This is a genomic window from Arthrobacter sp. 05N428_2 (assembly GCF_056397065.1).
In genome coordinates this window covers 1-15,260 of the sequence record NZ_JBFTMR010000030.1, presented here as the reverse complement: position 1 = coordinate 15,260, position 15,260 = coordinate 1, and the positions used below count along the sequence as shown (strand labels likewise).

General features: G+C 65.6%; 13 protein-coding genes. 9 read left to right on the top strand and 4 right to left on the bottom strand.

All coding sequences use genetic code 11. The features are described from left to right. From AC1DGI_RS18060 to AC1DGI_RS18040, 5 genes are all read left to right on the top strand, one after another. Positions 1-866 (top strand): pentapeptide repeat-containing protein (locus tag AC1DGI_RS18060; RefSeq protein ID WP_476899814.1); only part of this gene is annotated, 866 nt, incomplete at its 5' end. A gap of 40 nt (positions 867-906) precedes the next feature. Then, positions 907-1,740, top strand: a complete 834-nt coding sequence (locus AC1DGI_RS18055; protein WP_441402187.1) for a Cof-type HAD-IIB family hydrolase — start codon at positions 907-909, stop codon at positions 1,738-1,740. Positions 1,741-3,088: 1,348 nt separating this feature from the next. Further along, positions 3,089-3,523: a universal stress protein gene (locus AC1DGI_RS18050; RefSeq protein WP_441402186.1), complete on the top strand. Its 435-nt coding sequence runs from the start codon at positions 3,089-3,091 to the stop codon at positions 3,521-3,523. Positions 3,524-3,587: 64 nt separating this feature from the next. Then, positions 3,588-4,016: a hypothetical protein gene (locus tag AC1DGI_RS18045; protein ID WP_476899813.1), complete on the top strand. Its 429-nt coding sequence runs from the start codon at positions 3,588-3,590 to the stop codon at positions 4,014-4,016. Next, positions 4,004-4,600, top strand: a complete 597-nt coding sequence (locus tag AC1DGI_RS18040; RefSeq protein ID WP_441402184.1) for a cation:proton antiporter domain-containing protein — start codon at positions 4,004-4,006, stop codon at positions 4,598-4,600. Before AC1DGI_RS18045 ends, AC1DGI_RS18040 begins: the two co-directional genes overlap by 13 nt. A 259-nt stretch (positions 4,601-4,859) precedes the next feature. Here AC1DGI_RS18040 and AC1DGI_RS18035 read toward each other — a convergent pair whose 3' ends face one another. From AC1DGI_RS18035 to AC1DGI_RS18020, 4 genes are all read right to left on the bottom strand, one after another. Next, complete coding sequence (locus AC1DGI_RS18035; protein ID WP_476899812.1) at positions 4,860-6,047, bottom strand: FAD-dependent monooxygenase; 1,188 nt, start codon at positions 6,045-6,047, stop codon at positions 4,860-4,862. Between the two features lie 719 nt (positions 6,048-6,766). Continuing rightward, the gene (locus AC1DGI_RS18030) at positions 6,767-7,030 is read right to left on the bottom strand and encodes a hypothetical protein (protein ID WP_476899811.1); all 264 of its coding nucleotides are present in this window, start codon (positions 7,028-7,030) and stop codon (positions 6,767-6,769) included. A 292-nt stretch (positions 7,031-7,322) separates the two neighbouring features. Then, positions 7,323-9,437, bottom strand: a complete 2,115-nt coding sequence (locus tag AC1DGI_RS18025; RefSeq protein ID WP_476899815.1) for a transglycosylase domain-containing protein — start codon at positions 9,435-9,437, stop codon at positions 7,323-7,325. A 74-nt stretch (positions 9,438-9,511) separates the two neighbouring features. After that, positions 9,512-11,308, bottom strand: coding sequence for a chloride channel protein (locus AC1DGI_RS18020; RefSeq protein ID WP_476899810.1), 1,797 nt, complete (start codon positions 11,306-11,308; stop codon positions 9,512-9,514). A 48-nt stretch (positions 11,309-11,356) separates the two neighbouring features. Between AC1DGI_RS18020 and AC1DGI_RS18015 the strand changes: the two genes are divergently transcribed. Genes AC1DGI_RS18015 through AC1DGI_RS18000 form a run of 4 tightly spaced genes read left to right on the top strand, consistent with a single transcriptional unit; the run spans position 11,357 to position 15,018 of the window. Continuing rightward, entirely contained in the window at positions 11,357-11,863 is a 507-nt protein-coding gene (locus AC1DGI_RS18015) for a MarR family winged helix-turn-helix transcriptional regulator (RefSeq protein WP_441401336.1), read from the top strand. A 2-nt stretch (positions 11,864-11,865) separates the two neighbouring features. Beyond that, positions 11,866-12,900 carry a cytochrome c oxidase assembly protein gene (locus AC1DGI_RS18010; protein WP_476899809.1) on the top strand — a complete coding sequence of 345 codons (1,035 nt, stop codon included), beginning with the start codon at positions 11,866-11,868 and terminating at the stop codon, positions 12,898-12,900. A gap of 1 nt (position 12,901) precedes the next feature. Then, positions 12,902-13,801, top strand: a complete 900-nt coding sequence (locus AC1DGI_RS18005) for a cytochrome c biogenesis CcdA family protein (protein WP_476899808.1) — start codon at positions 12,902-12,904, stop codon at positions 13,799-13,801. A 56-nt stretch (positions 13,802-13,857) separates the two neighbouring features. Then, positions 13,858-15,018, top strand: a complete 1,161-nt coding sequence (locus AC1DGI_RS18000; RefSeq protein WP_476899807.1) for a redoxin domain-containing protein — start codon at positions 13,858-13,860, stop codon at positions 15,016-15,018. The last annotated feature ends 242 nt before the right edge of the window (positions 15,019-15,260 follow it).

Genomic DNA, 15,260 nt, shown 5'->3' with positions numbered 1-15,260 from the left:
GCGCATATCAGTCTGACAGCGCCGTCGATCAAGACGCGCCGGCCAACCGGAGCAGGCGGGGAGCGAACACAAAAGAGCGGTCCAAGACATCCAGCCTTGGACCGCTCACCCATGCCCGCTTGACAAGGAAGGCCTACATATCAGGTGTGGCCGTCCTGTATGTCGAGGCGCTGGTCGGTCGGGTCGAGGCGGAACGTGAGCGCCGTCTTGCTGAGGAGCATCGGTTCGTGCAGACGCTAATCGCTGCTCCTGACTTGACTGAGATCCGCATCTCGGGCCGGAGCCTGGCCGGAATCATCCTCGCAGCGCGTGATCTGAGCGGCGGCGACCTCTCTTCGACCGACCTGACGCGTGCAGACCTCCGCAAGTCAAATCTGTCGCGAGCCGACCTGAGCGGTTCTCGTGCGGTCGGCCTGAATCTGCATGGGGCGACCGTCGATGCGCTCAAGGTGCGGGGCGTGGACTGGACGGCGGCAAGCCTCTCGCGCCTCGCCGGCTCGGATGTCGACTTCACCGGAGCCTCGATCGTGGACTCGTCCTTCGCGGATGTCAGACTTCCACGAGCCATCTTGGACAGGGCAGATTTAGGGCGAGCGGATCTCCGCCGCGCCGATCTCTCGGACTGCAGGGGCGCCGCAGTCAATCTTCGCGGGACCGATCTGCGGGCCGCAAGTCTGCGTGGGGGCCTACTGAAGGACGCCGACCTGCGCGATGCTGATTTGCGGGCCGCCGACCTACGGAACGCCACGATCGAGTCGCCCGACCTGCGCGGCGCTGATCTTCGCGACTGCAACGTCGAGGGGCTCGTCCTGCGTGAACCGATCGTCGACGATCGGACGCGGCTGCCAGTTCTGACTCACATCTGACTTAACCAGTAGTGCCCAACCGTACGAGGAGACTGACGCCATGGCCATGTTTTGTACCGACATCGACGGCACGTTGCTTAACCCGGAACGGACACTATCCCGGCGCACGATCAATGCCGTCCGGGCGATACGTGCTGCCGGTCATGCCTTCGTGCTCTGTTCTTCGCGTATGCCGGAGTCTATGCGGATACTCGAGCGGTTGTACGACGGTTCCGATGAGCCCCTGATCGCCTACAACGGCGGGCTCGTGCTGTCCCGCTCGGGCGCGGTGGTGCACGACGTCGCGATCGCGCCCGAGCATGCCCGCAAGATCGCCGAATACTGTTCCGATGTCGACCTGCATGCGAGCTTCTTCGCCGGTGAGGACTGGCACGTCTGGGGCAACGATCGGTGGACGGCGCGCGAAATCAACAACACCGGTGTATCGCCTCACGCGATGTTGTCGAAGGAATACATCTCCTCAGGGCGGGTCGATGTGCAGCCGCCGCACAAGGTCATGTGCATGGGCGAGCAGTCGCTGGTAGACGAGATAGAGTCGCTTCTCAGCACCGAGCCTGGCGTCGTCACCTACCGTTCGAAAGACACCTACCTCGAGATCGCCAACGCGGCATGCTCGAAAGGCCTTGGAGTCGAGGCCGCTGCCGAAGAGCTCGGCTATGACAAGGGGGACTGCTACTTCTTCGGCGACAATTACAACGACATCCCGGCCTTCGCCGCCGTGGGAACCTCTATCGCGGTAGCGAACGGTAAGGAGGCGGTGCTCGCGGCGGCGACCGTCACCACCGCTCGCCACCACGATGATGGTGTCGCGGCCTACCTCGAGACATGGCTCGCCACGGCCGGGGCGGGATCGCCAGGCCCGACCTTTTCTTGAGTCGGCTTTTGAGCGCACGGATTCCCGGGAGCCAAAGAGTTTGAGCAGGTTAGGGCAGCTGGCCATCACCCTCCCTGCCCAATTGCCCTCCGGTATTGCGCCCGGCGAAGACCGCCCGGGCTTCTTCGTTTTAGTCTCGGCCACCCCCTCGGCAGGAGTCGGATCCGTGAGGGTCCCGCCCTCGGGCGACTTCGGCGCCACACGGAATTCCGAGCAGGTCGAGTACGGGGGCCGCGATGTCAGTCAAGGCCTGCGCCAGGCTCGCAATTGCTGTTAGTGGGACTAGCCCGGGATTTGTCGACTCTCGACTTACCAAGGGCTCGTGGAGGGATGTCAACCATGCCGCCGGCTTGAGGGGGCGTAAGACCGCAATGTGAGTTGTGGTCGCCGGTCGCGATGGCGGCCTACAGCGCGCCATCGGGGGTGCGTGCCCACTTCGTGCAAGGCCGGACTGTCGGTCATACAGGGTGCCGTTCCCTTCTCCATGAGATGTTGGAAAAGGAGGCGCCCCACGGTGATGGTCCTCGATTCGAGCATGAGGGCAGCCCTCTCGTGCTGTGCTTATTCGGGGCCAGTCCTGTTCGGGATGCCAGCTCTCTCATCCGGTAGCGAAATCTCCCGCAAGACACAACTGTCGCGCCCGGAAGGCCATCTAAGCGCGTCGAATCGGGCAAAAACAGGGTGTGCACATTGTGCACACCCTGGGCTTCGGATCCGGTCGTATTGGTGCCGGACTGGGCTGGATTGCGGAGGTCTTCGTGGGAATGGCGTGTTTTGAAGGGCTGGAGCGCGGTTCGAGTCCCACCTCGGGCACAGTGTTTCCGCAGGTCAGGGGCCTATGAGCCTCTGAGCGTGCACAAACTGTTCACTTATTGGCCCGTGTGGGGGTCTTTTTTGTTGGTTGCCGTTGCTGTGGGCCGGTGGCTCCTTCTCTTGATTTCCGGCAGCGGTGGCGCTGCTTATTCGTTCATGGCCCGGAGTGCCGCTATCGGCATGACGGGACGCAGGATGGGGGAGCGGTGCTGCCTTTGCTGGTCTGGATTTCGTGATGTCATGACTGTTCATGGAGCCATGGCCAAGTAAGTGTGACTATGTCAACCCTTTCTGGCCCCGGGCGGACGGTCGTAGCCGGCCCCGGTGAAGTCCTAACGAGCTAACGGTGTCCGGCCTGGGCAGTGGACTCTGAAGGTGCTGGGCAACCGATGATTGGTCTAAGTCCAAAGAAGCGGGCGCATGGTTCTCTCGGCGGGGTTGGCCGGATGAGGGCCTTGACCGCTTCAGGCGACAGGCACAGACTGACACTGCCCGGGGCGGTGGGGCCGAGGCTGTGCGTGAAAGGACGGAAGAGATGAACGCAACCAGCAGGTTCCTGATCGTCGCCGGTGTGGACGGTTCCGAACACTCTTTGGCGGCTCTTCGCTGGGCCGTGGATGAAGCGCGTCTGCGGCACGGAAAGGTACGGGCCATCACTGCCTGGCACTACCCGCCTGTGCCGTCAACGGTGGAGGACAGCGGCAGTAACGACTCTTTCCACGCCGCTGAACGTCTCCAGGCCGACGCGCTGAAGACCGTTGCTGGCGAGGGCGTGGACATCGAGGGAACGCTCGTTAGGGATACCGCCGCCACCGCTTTGCTGGATGCAGCCAAAGACGCAGACCTCCTCATTGTGGGATCCCGGGGTCACGGAGGTTTCGCCGGTCTGCAGCTGGGATCGATCTCTAGCCAGGTAATGCACCATGCCCCGTGCCCCGTTCTGGTTGTCCGGCCAAGGAGCGGTGCCTGATTCCTGGCACCACTGCGGTCTCGCTCCTGAATTCTGACGCACGCAACCCGCCGGGGGAACACGGATGATCCCGATGCTCACGCTCGCGTTTGCGGTGCTGCTTCTGTTGGGCGTCCTCATCTCCGAACGCGCCAGCCGGACGGTACTGTCCACCGCCGTGTTGTTTCTTCTCGGTGGCTTTGTCCTGGGCCAGGGCGTCCTTGGGATTGTCCCCGTAACGCCCGGCGAACCGGTCATCGGGGTTCTGGCCCAGCTGGCTCTGTTCTCGGTCCTGTATACGGACGGCATGAAAGTGGGGTTGTCCGACCTGCGGAGGGCGTGGCGTTTGCCCGGGCGGGCGTTGCTCCTGAACGTGGAGTCGGGGCTCAATGACGGGCTGGCCCTGCCGGTGGTTCTTGTGCTCCTGGCGCTTGGGGGTGGAACGGATGTCGGTCTTGGGGTACTGGCCGGAGAATCGCCCTGGGCCTGCTGGTCGGTGTCTTGGTCCCGCTGATCGTCATCTGGCTGGAGCGGCTTCCTTTTTTGATGGCCACGAAAGGCCTGCAACCCCTGGTGGCGGTATCCATCGGCCTGCTCGTGCTTGCCATCTGCCTGGTGACAGGGGCCAACCTCTTCCTCGCCGCCTTCGCGGCCGGCATCACCGTGGCCACCGCAGGACCGGGCTTCCGGGACGAATTCGAGCAGTTCGGGGAACTGGTGTCCGAACTGCTTAAGCTGGCGGCCATCCTGGTCTTTGGCGCGCTGATCACGCCAACGTTTCTCTTCGGCGAATTCGTGTGGACAGGATGGGTCTTCGCGGTCCTGGCGATCGTCGTGGCAAGGCCCTTGGCCCTGCTGGTGTCGTTCCTCGGCACACGGCTGCCCATCAAGGAACAGCTCGCGGCCATGTGGTTCGGCCCCAAAGGGTTCGCGTCGGTGGTCTATGGGCTTCTGGTCCTCGAATCAGGCGTCGAGCGCTCCGATGAGCTCTTTCATCTCGTGGCCCTGGTCATTGTGCTCTCCATCCTGGCCCATTCCTCGACCGACGTCCTCGTCGCCAGACAGTTCGAGAGTGCGCCTCCCCGAACACTGCGGTAATCTGCCGTGGTTCACGCTTCAGGAGGTCTGGGGCGGGCAACCTGGACTGTCCGGCCCCGCAGGCTTGCCCGAACCTCAGATCACATCGCTCATGGGCGCCCTTCCGGACGGCCCCTAGCGCAGGTCCAGCGGTGTTCCCTGAGTCTCGGGCAGCGGCCCGCGCAGACGCGGGCCCTCGCCAGGTTCCTGCGGCAAGCTGCCACCGAATATTCAGCAGTCCGTTTTCCAGCGGTTCTCGACCGCTGCGTCTGTGTCGGGCTTACTTTGCGATCCTGCCCACGATCTGGCGGGCCACCAGCCGGTCGATGCCCGGCAGATGGGTGGCCCGTATGATCCACTGACGCAGGAGCCGCTGGGTCCGGTTGGCGGGCAGGAATGATTTTGCGGTGCGCCTGCCGGCGGCCTGGGCCTCCTCGACCACGGGTCGCCAGCGTCTCTCGAATTCGGCGAGGGCCGGGCTGATCCCTTCAGGTGCGGCCACGGGTCCGAGGATGTCCCCCAGCAGCGCGGCACCGGCGATGGCGAGCGAGCCGCCCTGACCCGCGAGGAGCGACACGGCCCCGCAGGCGTCCCCCACGAGCACGGTCCGCCCCCGCTGCCAGCCCGGCATGACGATCTGTGCCACGACATCGTCGTATGGATACTCGGGGCACAGCTCCAGTAGCCGGTCCACGGCGTGGCCGAGTCCGGCGAACTCTCGGCGCAGCCGCTCCCGCGGACTCCCGGACGGCAGGTGGCCTGTCGCGCCTGCGGCATCCCGGTAGACCATGAATGCCGCCACCTCGTCCGAGCGGAGGCTGTAGAGCCCGGCCATCCGGTCGATGCTGTCGGTGAGGACGAACCGGTTCCGGAAACGGGCATTCAGGAGCGGATCGGTCACGATGAAGGCGGCAGCACGCATGCCCAGAGGGCGCAGGTACTCCACTTCCGGGCCGAACACACAGGCTCGCACACCGGAGTGGATGCCATCAGCGCCTACCAGGACGTCCGCGGCGACCGTGCCGTCCGGCGAACTGTCGACGGCGACTCGCACGCCGTCCTCATCACTCCATACCCGGGAAACCTGCGCCCCGTAGCGGACCTCCACCCGGCCGGAGGCCACGTCGTCGAGCGCGGCGAGGGCGGCGCGCTCCATATCAGGGCGCAGCAGGCTCAGGACCTTCCCGCCGGCAAGACGCGCGAACTGGTCGTAGTCGATACTGGATGTGGGGCGACCTGTTGCATCGACATACTCGGCTGCCTCGACATGGTAGGAGACAGCTGCGAGCCGCGGGTAGAGGCCGATCCGCTCGGCCGCCTCCACTCCGGGACCAAAGAAGTCCATCATGTAGCCATCGGGGCGCGGAGCGCCCGATTTCTCGAGGACCTCGACGTCCCAGCCGGCCAACCCGAGCTGGCGGGCCGCGACGAGGCCCGCAATGCCGGCCCCGACGACCACGGCCTTCATGTCCTGCCTCCAACGATCAGATGAGCCGGGCCCAATGGCGCCCGGCCGGGAGCGCCGGAGATCCGCCGACCTCCGTTGGCTCATTCTTGGCTCTTTACTCGCCGGCTGTCCAGCGCGCACGGTTCCCTGTTGCCTGTCTCCAGTCAGATGTGCCATGAAGTTCCTTCCACGAGAGCTAAGCTCACCTCAGGGCTGGAATTGTCGGCGGTCTTGCTGAGGACGGCGTTTTGCGCGACAGCTAACCTCCAGGTGGCGGGTGGGGACGTTGGGCCCTAGCGCTTCCCGCACTGCACCGGGAGGATGAATGCTGGAGGTCGCGTCACGTGGTGACGCGGGAGCAGGGGACAGAGTCGGCCGAGCGCCTATGGAGGTTGTCCCCTGATCGAGGAGAGTCAAACCCATGAGAGGTCAAGGCCTGGACCCCGTGCTGCTGAAGATGAACTTCTTCCCCGGCGTCGGCCGGCCGTTACTTCCGGAGACTAAGAAGGCCGGTATACCTAACGCGATTATGGTGCAGCCGGCGGCGAGGGAGCGGTACCCGCTTCAACTGAGAGCCACACAGAAGAGGCCGGACGCTTTGTGGAGGCCGACTACGGCACCGCCCGGACGGTGCAAGGCCGAATTGCAGGGACGGAAATCGGCCAATACGTCGAGGGAGACGACGGTGCGAACGGAAGCGTGGGCCCCCGCTCTCAGAATCCGACCCGTCATTGGCGCCGTTAGCGGTCGCGGGCGTGTGAACTCCCGTTCAGGGATCGACGAACCCACCAGACGGCGGCGCAAACCTCCACTGCCCCGACCACGCGCGTCAATCCTGGTCGCTCGGCGAGGAAATTGATCAGGTCGCGCCACCGCTGCGGCCCGCAGATCCAGGTCTTCATGTGTTCGGCCGGCACCACCAATGCCAGTGCCCCGTCACCGATCATCGCCACGGCCGTCAGGTCGACGATACGGCGCCCGAATGAGCCGTTGTTGATGTCCATTCGTTCAAGTTACGTCCGTGGGCGGCCACTTTCTATGGCGTGTCTTGATGCTCGGAAGCAACCCGCGCAGCTGCACTCGAAGCATCAATTTTTGGCCGTGCAGCAGGGAAGGCACAGTCTTCCCTGCTGCTCCGTTGCGGCCCGTAACCGGCGATTGGCCCGCAAAGCACCGTTGCGTAGTCCGTAGCTCCGATGGTCGGAGAGTGCTTTCTGTGACGCGCCCATGCCGGCGCAGGCCCGTTGCATCCCCCGGAGGGGCGTGACGCGGCGGGCATGCGGAGCTTTCGGGTAGTCATCGGGCCGGTGTTTCGAGCATCGATGCCGGCGGCCGCGGGAATGCCCGTGTTGTGAACTGGGGCGCGGCTGCGTCCATGAAGCGTCCCCACTGGCCGCCGGCGAGGTCGGCGCCGTCGACGCCGGCGTAGTAGCGGCCGTTGATGGTGATGTTCTGGTTTACCCATTGCGGGCCGGTGCCTTTGTAGCTGCCGAACCAGGATGCTGTGGCGATGCCGGCTGTGGCGCCAACGGTCCAGGTCATGGTGTTCCCGTCGGTCGTGCCGGTTTTAGCGAAGATGACGTAGCTGGTTTTGTCGACGGGGATGTTGTAGCCGGATCCTCTTGTGAGGACGTTTTTGAGCGCGTAGGTCACCCCTGCGGCGACTCCGGGGTCGATGCTTTGGTGGCAGTCCGGTTCGGGGACCGGGAGCGGGTTTCCGTGGCTGTCCGTGACGGATATGAGGGCCCTCGGGGTGCAGTAGGTTCCTCCGCTGGCGAAGGTCGCGAAGGCGTTGGCCATGGTCAGCGGGGCGACGTCGACGGAGCCGATGAGGTTGGAGATGTTGGAGAAGTCGTAGGGTTTGTTGGTGTGTCCGTCCGTGATGCCGGCGGCCGTGGTCATCTTCTGGACCTCGCAGAGGTCCAGCCGACTGGCGGACTGGAACGTGATGGTGTTGATGGACTGGTACAGCCCCTGCAGGACGCTCATCGGGTAGTAGTGGTTGGGGTCATCGTTAGGCAGAAGGTGGGTTCCGGTCGCCGGGTCATAGGAGCCCGTGGTGGTGCCGCAGGAGTTCTTCCAGGGGTAGCCCGGCGGGTAGTCCCGGACGGCCCCGTTAAGGACGGTGTTCATGGATTTTCCGGCGTTGAGCCATTGGGCAAAAATGAACGGTTTGACGGTGGATCCGATCTGGAACCCGCCGGCTCCGTCCAGCGGATGGCCGTTGGTGTCGGTGGCGGGGAGCGCGAAGTTGCCCATGTAGTTCCCGGGCGCGGGCGCCGGGTTGTAGGCGGTGTTCTGCGCCATGGTCAGGATCTTGCCGGTGCCGGGTTCGACGCTGACCAGTGCCGCCCCGCGCTGCAGCGGGTCCGCACCCGCGATGGTGGAGTTGACCTGGTCCTGGGCGATCTTTTGCAGCCCGGGGTCCAGGGTGGTCCGGATGGTTAGGCCGCCGCGGTAGAGGACACTGCGCCGCGCGTCCTCATCGGCGCCGTAGGCCGGATCATTGAGAATCAGCCGTTGCACATAATCGCAGAAATACGGGGCAGTGACGGCTGCCATGCAGCCTTGCGGGGCCGGATGAACGTGCAGGCCGATCGGACTCTTGATCGCGCTGTCATGGGCTGCGGCCGTGATCCTTCCCTGCTCGAGCATTTTGTCCAGCACGATGTTTCGCCGCCCGATGGCATGCGCAGGCTCGGTCACGGGGTCGTAGTATGCAGGGTTGTTGATGACGCCGGCGAGCGTGGCGGCCTGGGGCAGGCTCAGGTTCTTCGCGTGGACGCCAAAGTAATACTCGGCGGCCGCCTCGATCCCGTAGACGTTGTGGTTGAAATAGATGATGTTCAGGTAGCCCTGGAGGATCTGGTCTTTGGAATACTTCTTTTCCAGGGCGATGGCGAGTTTCATCTCCCGGATCTTGTCCCCGACCGTTTTGGCGGCTCCGAGTTTGACCTGGTCCTGGTGCCCGGCGGCGATGTGGGACTGGATGATGACGTTGTTCACGTACTGCTGAGTGATCGTCGAGGCGCCCTGGCGTCCGCCTTGCGCGGTGGCCGCCAGTGCCCTGAGGATTCCGGTCGGGTCGATGCCGCCGTGCTCGTAGAACCGGGCGTCCTCGACAGCGACGATGCCATTCCGGATGAAGGGCGACATCTGATCCAGTGCCACGCTGTCCCGGTTCTGACTAAAGAAGGTGGCAATGACCGATCCGTCGCTGGCCAGGACGGTGGTGGTCTGGGCGGGAGTGTCAATCTTCAGCTCAGCGGGCAGGTCTCCGATAAGCCCGGCCGAGAACCCTGCCGCCGACCCCGCCACCGCCGCGGCGGGGACTACGAGTCCGGCACCCAGAACACCGCACAATGCACTGACACCCAGAAAGAGAAGAAACTTCCCCAGGACCGTTCTCATTTTCAGCAATAGCAATTACCTCTCTGTGGTGGCCCGCTTATCTGGACCGGGCCGTGATAGCCGGGGCAAGGGGATCACGTTCCGGGCGGCCGAGACCCTCCAGCGCCGGGAACGGACAGGATGCGCAGGACAGCTGCCTGATCGAGCCAGCCCCGCAGGATGCCGGTGTCATCGGTTACCGGAACGCCTGCGCTGGTCGAGGACTCCAGGACCGTATCCAGAACGGATTCCAGGCTCGCGGTGGGTAGGACGGTGGCGGGCATTTCGGCGATGTCAGAGAGCAGCAGCCGGTCCTGGTCCTCATCGTTGCTGAGGATCTCGGAGAGGGAGTGCACGGTGACCACTCCGGCCAACTGGCCCTGCTGGTCCGTTACCGGCAGGGCCAGGCGTCCATCGGCGAGCAACCGTCGGGCTCCTTCGGCGACCGACATGTCCTTCGGCAGTGGCTGCAAGCCGGTGACCATGATGGACCCGACGAGCGTGCCGCGCAGCACCTCGGTGCCGGGGTGGCGTTCGAGGTCAATGCCGCGGCGGCGCAGCTTGAGGGTGTAGATGGTGTCCCTGGACAGGACTTTGGAGACCCCGGACGCGACGACGATAGCCAGCATCAGGGGCAGGATGATGGAGTATTCGCCGGTGAGTTCGAACATGATGATTACCGCGGTGATCGGTGCCCGGGCTGCGCCGGCGAACACGGCTCCCATCCCGACCAGGGCGAAGGCGCCCACCTGCCCGTGGAGGGCGGGATTGAGGAAACCGGCGACCTCTCCGAACGCGGCTCCCAGCATGGCGCCTATAAACAGGGACGGTGCGAACACGCCGCCGGAGCCGCCAATACCAATGGTCAAGCTGGTGGCGAGAATTTTTCCCACGAGCAGGAGGGCGAGAAATCCGACCGCGTAGCCGCCCGCGACCCCGGTCTGGAGGACCGGGTAGCCAACACCGTACATCTGAGGCAGCACCAGCAGCAGCACCCCCAGCAGCAAACCCCCGGCGACGGGGCGCAGCCAATCCGGACCCCGCCAGCCCCAATCACACAGGTCCTCGACCTTGTACAGAATCCGGGTGAAACCGATGCCGGTCACGGCGGAGAGCAAGCCCAGCAGTATGAACAAAGGGTACTCGGCAGCCGAGGAGATGTTGAAGCCGGGCAGCTGCAAAAAAGCCGCATTGCCCAGAAACGCCCTGCCGATGATCGAGGCGGTGACCGAGGCAAGCACCACCGGGCCGAAGGCGCCCGCGGCGAAGTCCACGAGCAGCAGCTCAAGGGCGAAGAACACCCCGGCGATCGGGGCGTTGAAGGTTGCGGCAATCCCACCGGCAGCGCCGCAGGCCACCAGCGCCCGGACCCGGGACTCGGGCAACCTGACCGCCTGAGCAAGCCAGGACCCCAGGGCCGAACCGATCTGCACGATCGGCCCCTCCCGGCCGACGGACCCTCCCGAGCCGATGCAGACGGCCGACGCCAGCGCCTTGACAACGGCAACCCGGCCCTTGATGCGTCCGCCGTGCTGGCTCACGGCATACATGACCTCCGGGACGCCGTGGCCACGCGCCTCCGGGGCGAAGCGCTGGACCAGCGGCCCGTACAACAGACCGCCGGCCACAGGGGCCAGAACCACGAACAGGCCTCCCAGCCACGGCAGCCACGGATGAGCCCGGTCACCCTGAACGGCCGAATAGTCCCCGGTGCCGCTGAAGAACAAGGTGGCCGCTGTGATCAGCCATCGGAAGGCCACAGCCGCCAGTCCGGCACCGGCCCCCACGAGGACCGCCATGGCCACCAGCTGGTAGGACGAGCCGGCGAACTTCCTCTGGAGGAAGGCGGCCCGGTCCGGCTGACGGCGGGAGGCAGCGTGCTGCGCGGTCAAAGGAAACTCCAATTCATGATTTGAGACAATATATGTAGTATGACAAGTATGAACACTACCATTGCGTCCGGCAATCCATCCGTGGACCCCACGGCTGCGCGTCATCGTGATGCGCTCGAGAGCACACTGACTGCTTCCCGTGCCGTGCTGGGCGTTATCGCCCGGTCGCTGGCGCCGGTGATGGACGCCGTGACGCTGCCTCAGTTCCGGGTCCTTGTGGTCCTGTCCAACTTCGGGCCGCTGCGGATGGGCGAACTTGCTCTCCACCTGGGGGCCAGTCAGTCCAGCTTCAGCCGGTTCGCCGACAGGATGGTCGCCGGGGGCCTCGTTGCACGCTCGGCCAGCCCCGATAACCGCCGCGAGGTCATCGTTTCCCTGACGGAGAAGGGCGAACGCGTTTACGCTGAGGTCACCGGCGCGCGCCGGCGGGAGATCTCGGTGGTTCTTGAGAAACTCTCCGCCGCGGACTTGGACGCGGTGCGGGCCGGGTTCGAGGTTTTCGCCCGGGCCGCGGGCGAGCCTTCCGCGGACGAGACCCTCATCCTGGGGATCTAGGGGTGTCGCCGGACGTCGGTCTGCCGGTCCCGGGTGCCGGAGATCCGGGCGTGATGATGAGCGGGCCAATGTGGATGCCGGTCCAGCCTCCGACCCTGGCACGAGTGCTGGCCTGGCACCCCCAGCCCGTTCCGCTCCTGCCGTTAATCGTTCTCATCCTGCTGGGGTTGTACGGGTGGGGCGCCGTCGTTCTCCACCGCCGGGGCGTCCGGTGGCCCCCTGCCCGAACCATCTGGTGGCTTCTGGGGCTGGGCACGGTCCTGCTCGTCACCGCGACAGGGATCGAGGGCTACGGCATGGAGCTCTTCAGCATCCACATGATCCAGCACATGGTCCTTAACATGCTCGCCCCGGTGTTCCTGGTCCTCGGCGCCCCGGTGACGCTGCTGCTGCGGGCCCTCCCGGCAGGATCCGGACCGCGCGGGGGCGCCCGGCGGGGCGTTATTTGGCTGCTCCATACCAAGGCCGCCGCCTTCCTGATGCATCCGGGCGTGACCTTCGCGCTGTTCATCATGAGCCTGTACGGCCTGTATTTCACCCCGGCCTTCGACTACCTCATGGGCACCTGGTGGGGGCACAACCTGATGCTCGTGCACTTCCTGATCGTCGGGTTCCTGTACTTCTGGGGGATCATCGGCGTCGACCCGTCGCCCCGAAACCCCACCCGCGGATTCCGCCGCGTTGCGGGCCCCGTCCTGCCCGTCCTGGAACTGGCCGCGACGGCGCCGTTCCACGCTTTCTTCGGCGTCGTGGTCATGATGTCCACCTCCCTGATGGTCACGTTCTACGCCCGGCCGATAGCCGGATGGCACGTCTCCCCGCTGGCGGACCAGGCCGCCGGCGGCGGAATCGCCTGGGCATTCACCGAACTTCCGACCCTCCTCGTTCTGGGCGCGCTCGTGGCCAAATGGCAAAAATCGGACCAGCGCGCGACCCGCGCCGCCGAGCGCCGCGCCGCCCGTGACGGCAACACCGACCTGATGGACTACAACGCTTACCTGGAGTCGCTGCACCGGCGCACCGGGTCCGGGCACTGACGTGGTCACCGCGAACCAGGCCGGACCGGTCCTCTACGCCTTCACCCTCGGCCTTGCCGCGGCCCTGAACCCCTGCGGCTTCCCGATGCTCCCCGCCTACCTTGCCCTCTTCACCGGCGCGCCTGACGCCACGGGTCCCACGGCCGCCTCCGGGACCGCGCGGATCACCCGGGGTCTGCTGGCCGGCGCCTGTGTCAGTGCCGGTTTCGTCACCGTCTTCGGCGTGCTCGGGCTGCTGCTCGAAGAGGGCGCCCGGTTGGCCACCGCCTGGCTGCCCTGGGTCATGGCCGCCGTCGGCATCGCAATGGCCGGCGCCGGAATCTCCACCCTGCTCGGCCGCCCACCCGCGCTGCACCTGTCCGCCCCCCGTTTCCGCGCGCGGCGGTCAGTGCTGGCCATGGCGGTCTACGGGGTGGCCTACGCAACAGGCTCTCTGAGCTGTTCCCTGCCGCTGTTCCTGGCCGCCGTAGCCGGTTCCGTCACCGGCCAGGGATTCCAAGCCGGCCTCGCCACCTATCTTGCCTACGCCCTGGGCATGGGGCTGTTCGTGACTGCCGCCGCCGTCGTCACCACCACGCTCGGCTCGGCCGCCGTGCGCCGTGCCCGGACCGCAGGGCGCTGGCTGGCTGCCGTTTCGGGAATCACCTTGAGCCTCTCAGGGGCCTACCTGGCCTATTACTGGGTAACGGAACTGCTGGACCCGACCGCGGTGTCACCCGTGACGTCGACGGTCACCGGAGTGCAGGAATGGTTCGCCGCCGGTATCGCTGCGCAACCGCTCCTGTGGGCAATACTGCTCGGCGCCGTCGTGCTGGCCGCGATCGCCGTCGTCATCTACAAGATCATCACCGAAACGCCGGACACCGCGCCCGGACGCCGGGAAAGGCAGCACCGCCCGTGAGCACCACACCGCCAACCCCTGACGCCGCCGATCGCACACGCCGAAAGGGGTTTGCTGTGGCCTGGGCCGCCGCCGGGCTGGCCATCGCCGTGGCCTTGGCCGGAATCTTCATGGCGGCCCTCCGGCCGGACGCCCCGGCCGGACCCGCGGATGCCGCGGCTGCCCAGCCGGACAGGAGCTCGGCCGCGGCCCAACTGCTGCAGCTCGACGTCTTGTCCGCCCCGCTGGACAGCGCCCCGGACTTCACCCTCACCGACCAAAACGGTAAGAACGTCAGCCTGTCCCAATACCGGGGGAAGTCTGTCGTGTTGTCCTTCAACGACGACGAATGTGAGGACCTGTGCACGCTTCTGGCCCAGGACGTTGCCGCCGCCAACACCGACTTGGGTTCGACGGCTGCCGACGTCGTCTTCCTCTCCATAAACGCCAACCCCCTACATACCGCCGTCCAGGACGTGAAGACCTGGACCGACGGCCACGGCCTCGCCTCCGCCCGCAACTGGGTCTTTAGCACGGGGACCCCCGCGCAGCTGGCCGACGTGGCGGCCAGCTATCACGTGCCTGTCAGCGTCGACCCGAAGACCGGCGAAGTGGTCCATGGATCAGAGCTGTTCTTCATCGACCCCGCCGGCAAGGAAGCGGCCATCGGGCAGTTCGGTACCGGTTCCGCGAACACGGCACCGTTCGCCCAAGCCATGGCGCAAACTGCGGCGGACCTTTTGCCCGGCCGCGCCGGTGCTCCGGTCGGCGGCCCAGCGCCCGCAGGTAACACCCCCGCCAGCCCGGCGGCACTGGGCAAGCCGGCGCCGGCCCTCACACTGCCCGGGCTCGCCGACCCCGGAACCCAGCACTCCCTCGACGGGACAAAGGGCAAATACACGGTAGTGAACTTCTGGGCAAGCACCTGCAGCGCATGCGCCGGCGAAATGCCCGAACTCCAGAAAGCGCACACCGACCTCGGCTCCTCCGTAGCCTTCCGGGGAATCGACGTCGCCGACCCCGCCGGCCCGGCGGCAGCCCTCGCCGCAAAGAACGGCACGACCTACCCACTGCTGGCCGATACCAAAGGCACCACGGCAGGGGCCTACCAGATCCCCGGCCTGCCCTTCACCGCCATCATCGCCCCGGACGGCACCCTGGCCGTCCGTCACCCGGGAACCTTCAGCGCCGAACAACTCGAATACGTCCTCCACACCCTCACAAATGGTTCTAAGTGACCACACGAACCTCAGGTTTCTTCTCTCCCGCTGGGGTGGAAGGGACTGCCCCCGGTTTTGTTGACTACTTGTCCTAGCGAGCGAGTGCTGTGGGGACTATCTCACTAACGGTGTATCCGGCGGTTTCCTTTAGTAGTTTTCAGCTGCCGGGAATCGGTCGCTGAAGGTGATGGCGAAGGCGTTCAAAGCGGGCTTCCAACGCACGGCCCATCGGGTCCTGCCGGCACCGGTCGGATCGAGGG

What these genes read in the sequence shown, in the direction of transcription:
- AC1DGI_RS18050 (WP_441402186.1), top strand. Translation starts at nt 3,089, where the DNA reads ATGAACGCAACCAGCAGGTTCCTGATCGTCGCCGGTGTGGACGGTTCC.
- AC1DGI_RS18045 (WP_476899813.1), top strand. Translation starts at nt 3,588, where the DNA reads ATGATCCCGATGCTCACGCTCGCGTTTGCGGTGCTGCTTCTGTTGGGC.
- AC1DGI_RS18015 (WP_441401336.1), top strand. Translation starts at nt 11,357, where the DNA reads ATGAACACTACCATTGCGTCCGGCAATCCATCCGTGGACCCCACGGCT.
- AC1DGI_RS18035 (WP_476899812.1), bottom strand. Translation starts at nt 6,047, where the DNA reads ATGAAGGCCGTGGTCGTCGGGGCCGGCATTGCGGGCCTCGTCGCGGCC.
- AC1DGI_RS18025 (WP_476899815.1), bottom strand. Translation starts at nt 9,437, where the DNA reads ATGAGAACGGTCCTGGGGAAGTTTCTTCTCTTTCTGGGTGTCAGTGCA.
- AC1DGI_RS18030 (WP_476899811.1), bottom strand. Translation starts at nt 7,030, where the DNA reads ATGGACATCAACAACGGCTCATTCGGGCGCCGTATCGTCGACCTGACG.
- AC1DGI_RS18055 (WP_441402187.1), top strand. Translation starts at nt 907, where the DNA reads ATGGCCATGTTTTGTACCGACATCGACGGCACGTTGCTTAACCCGGAA.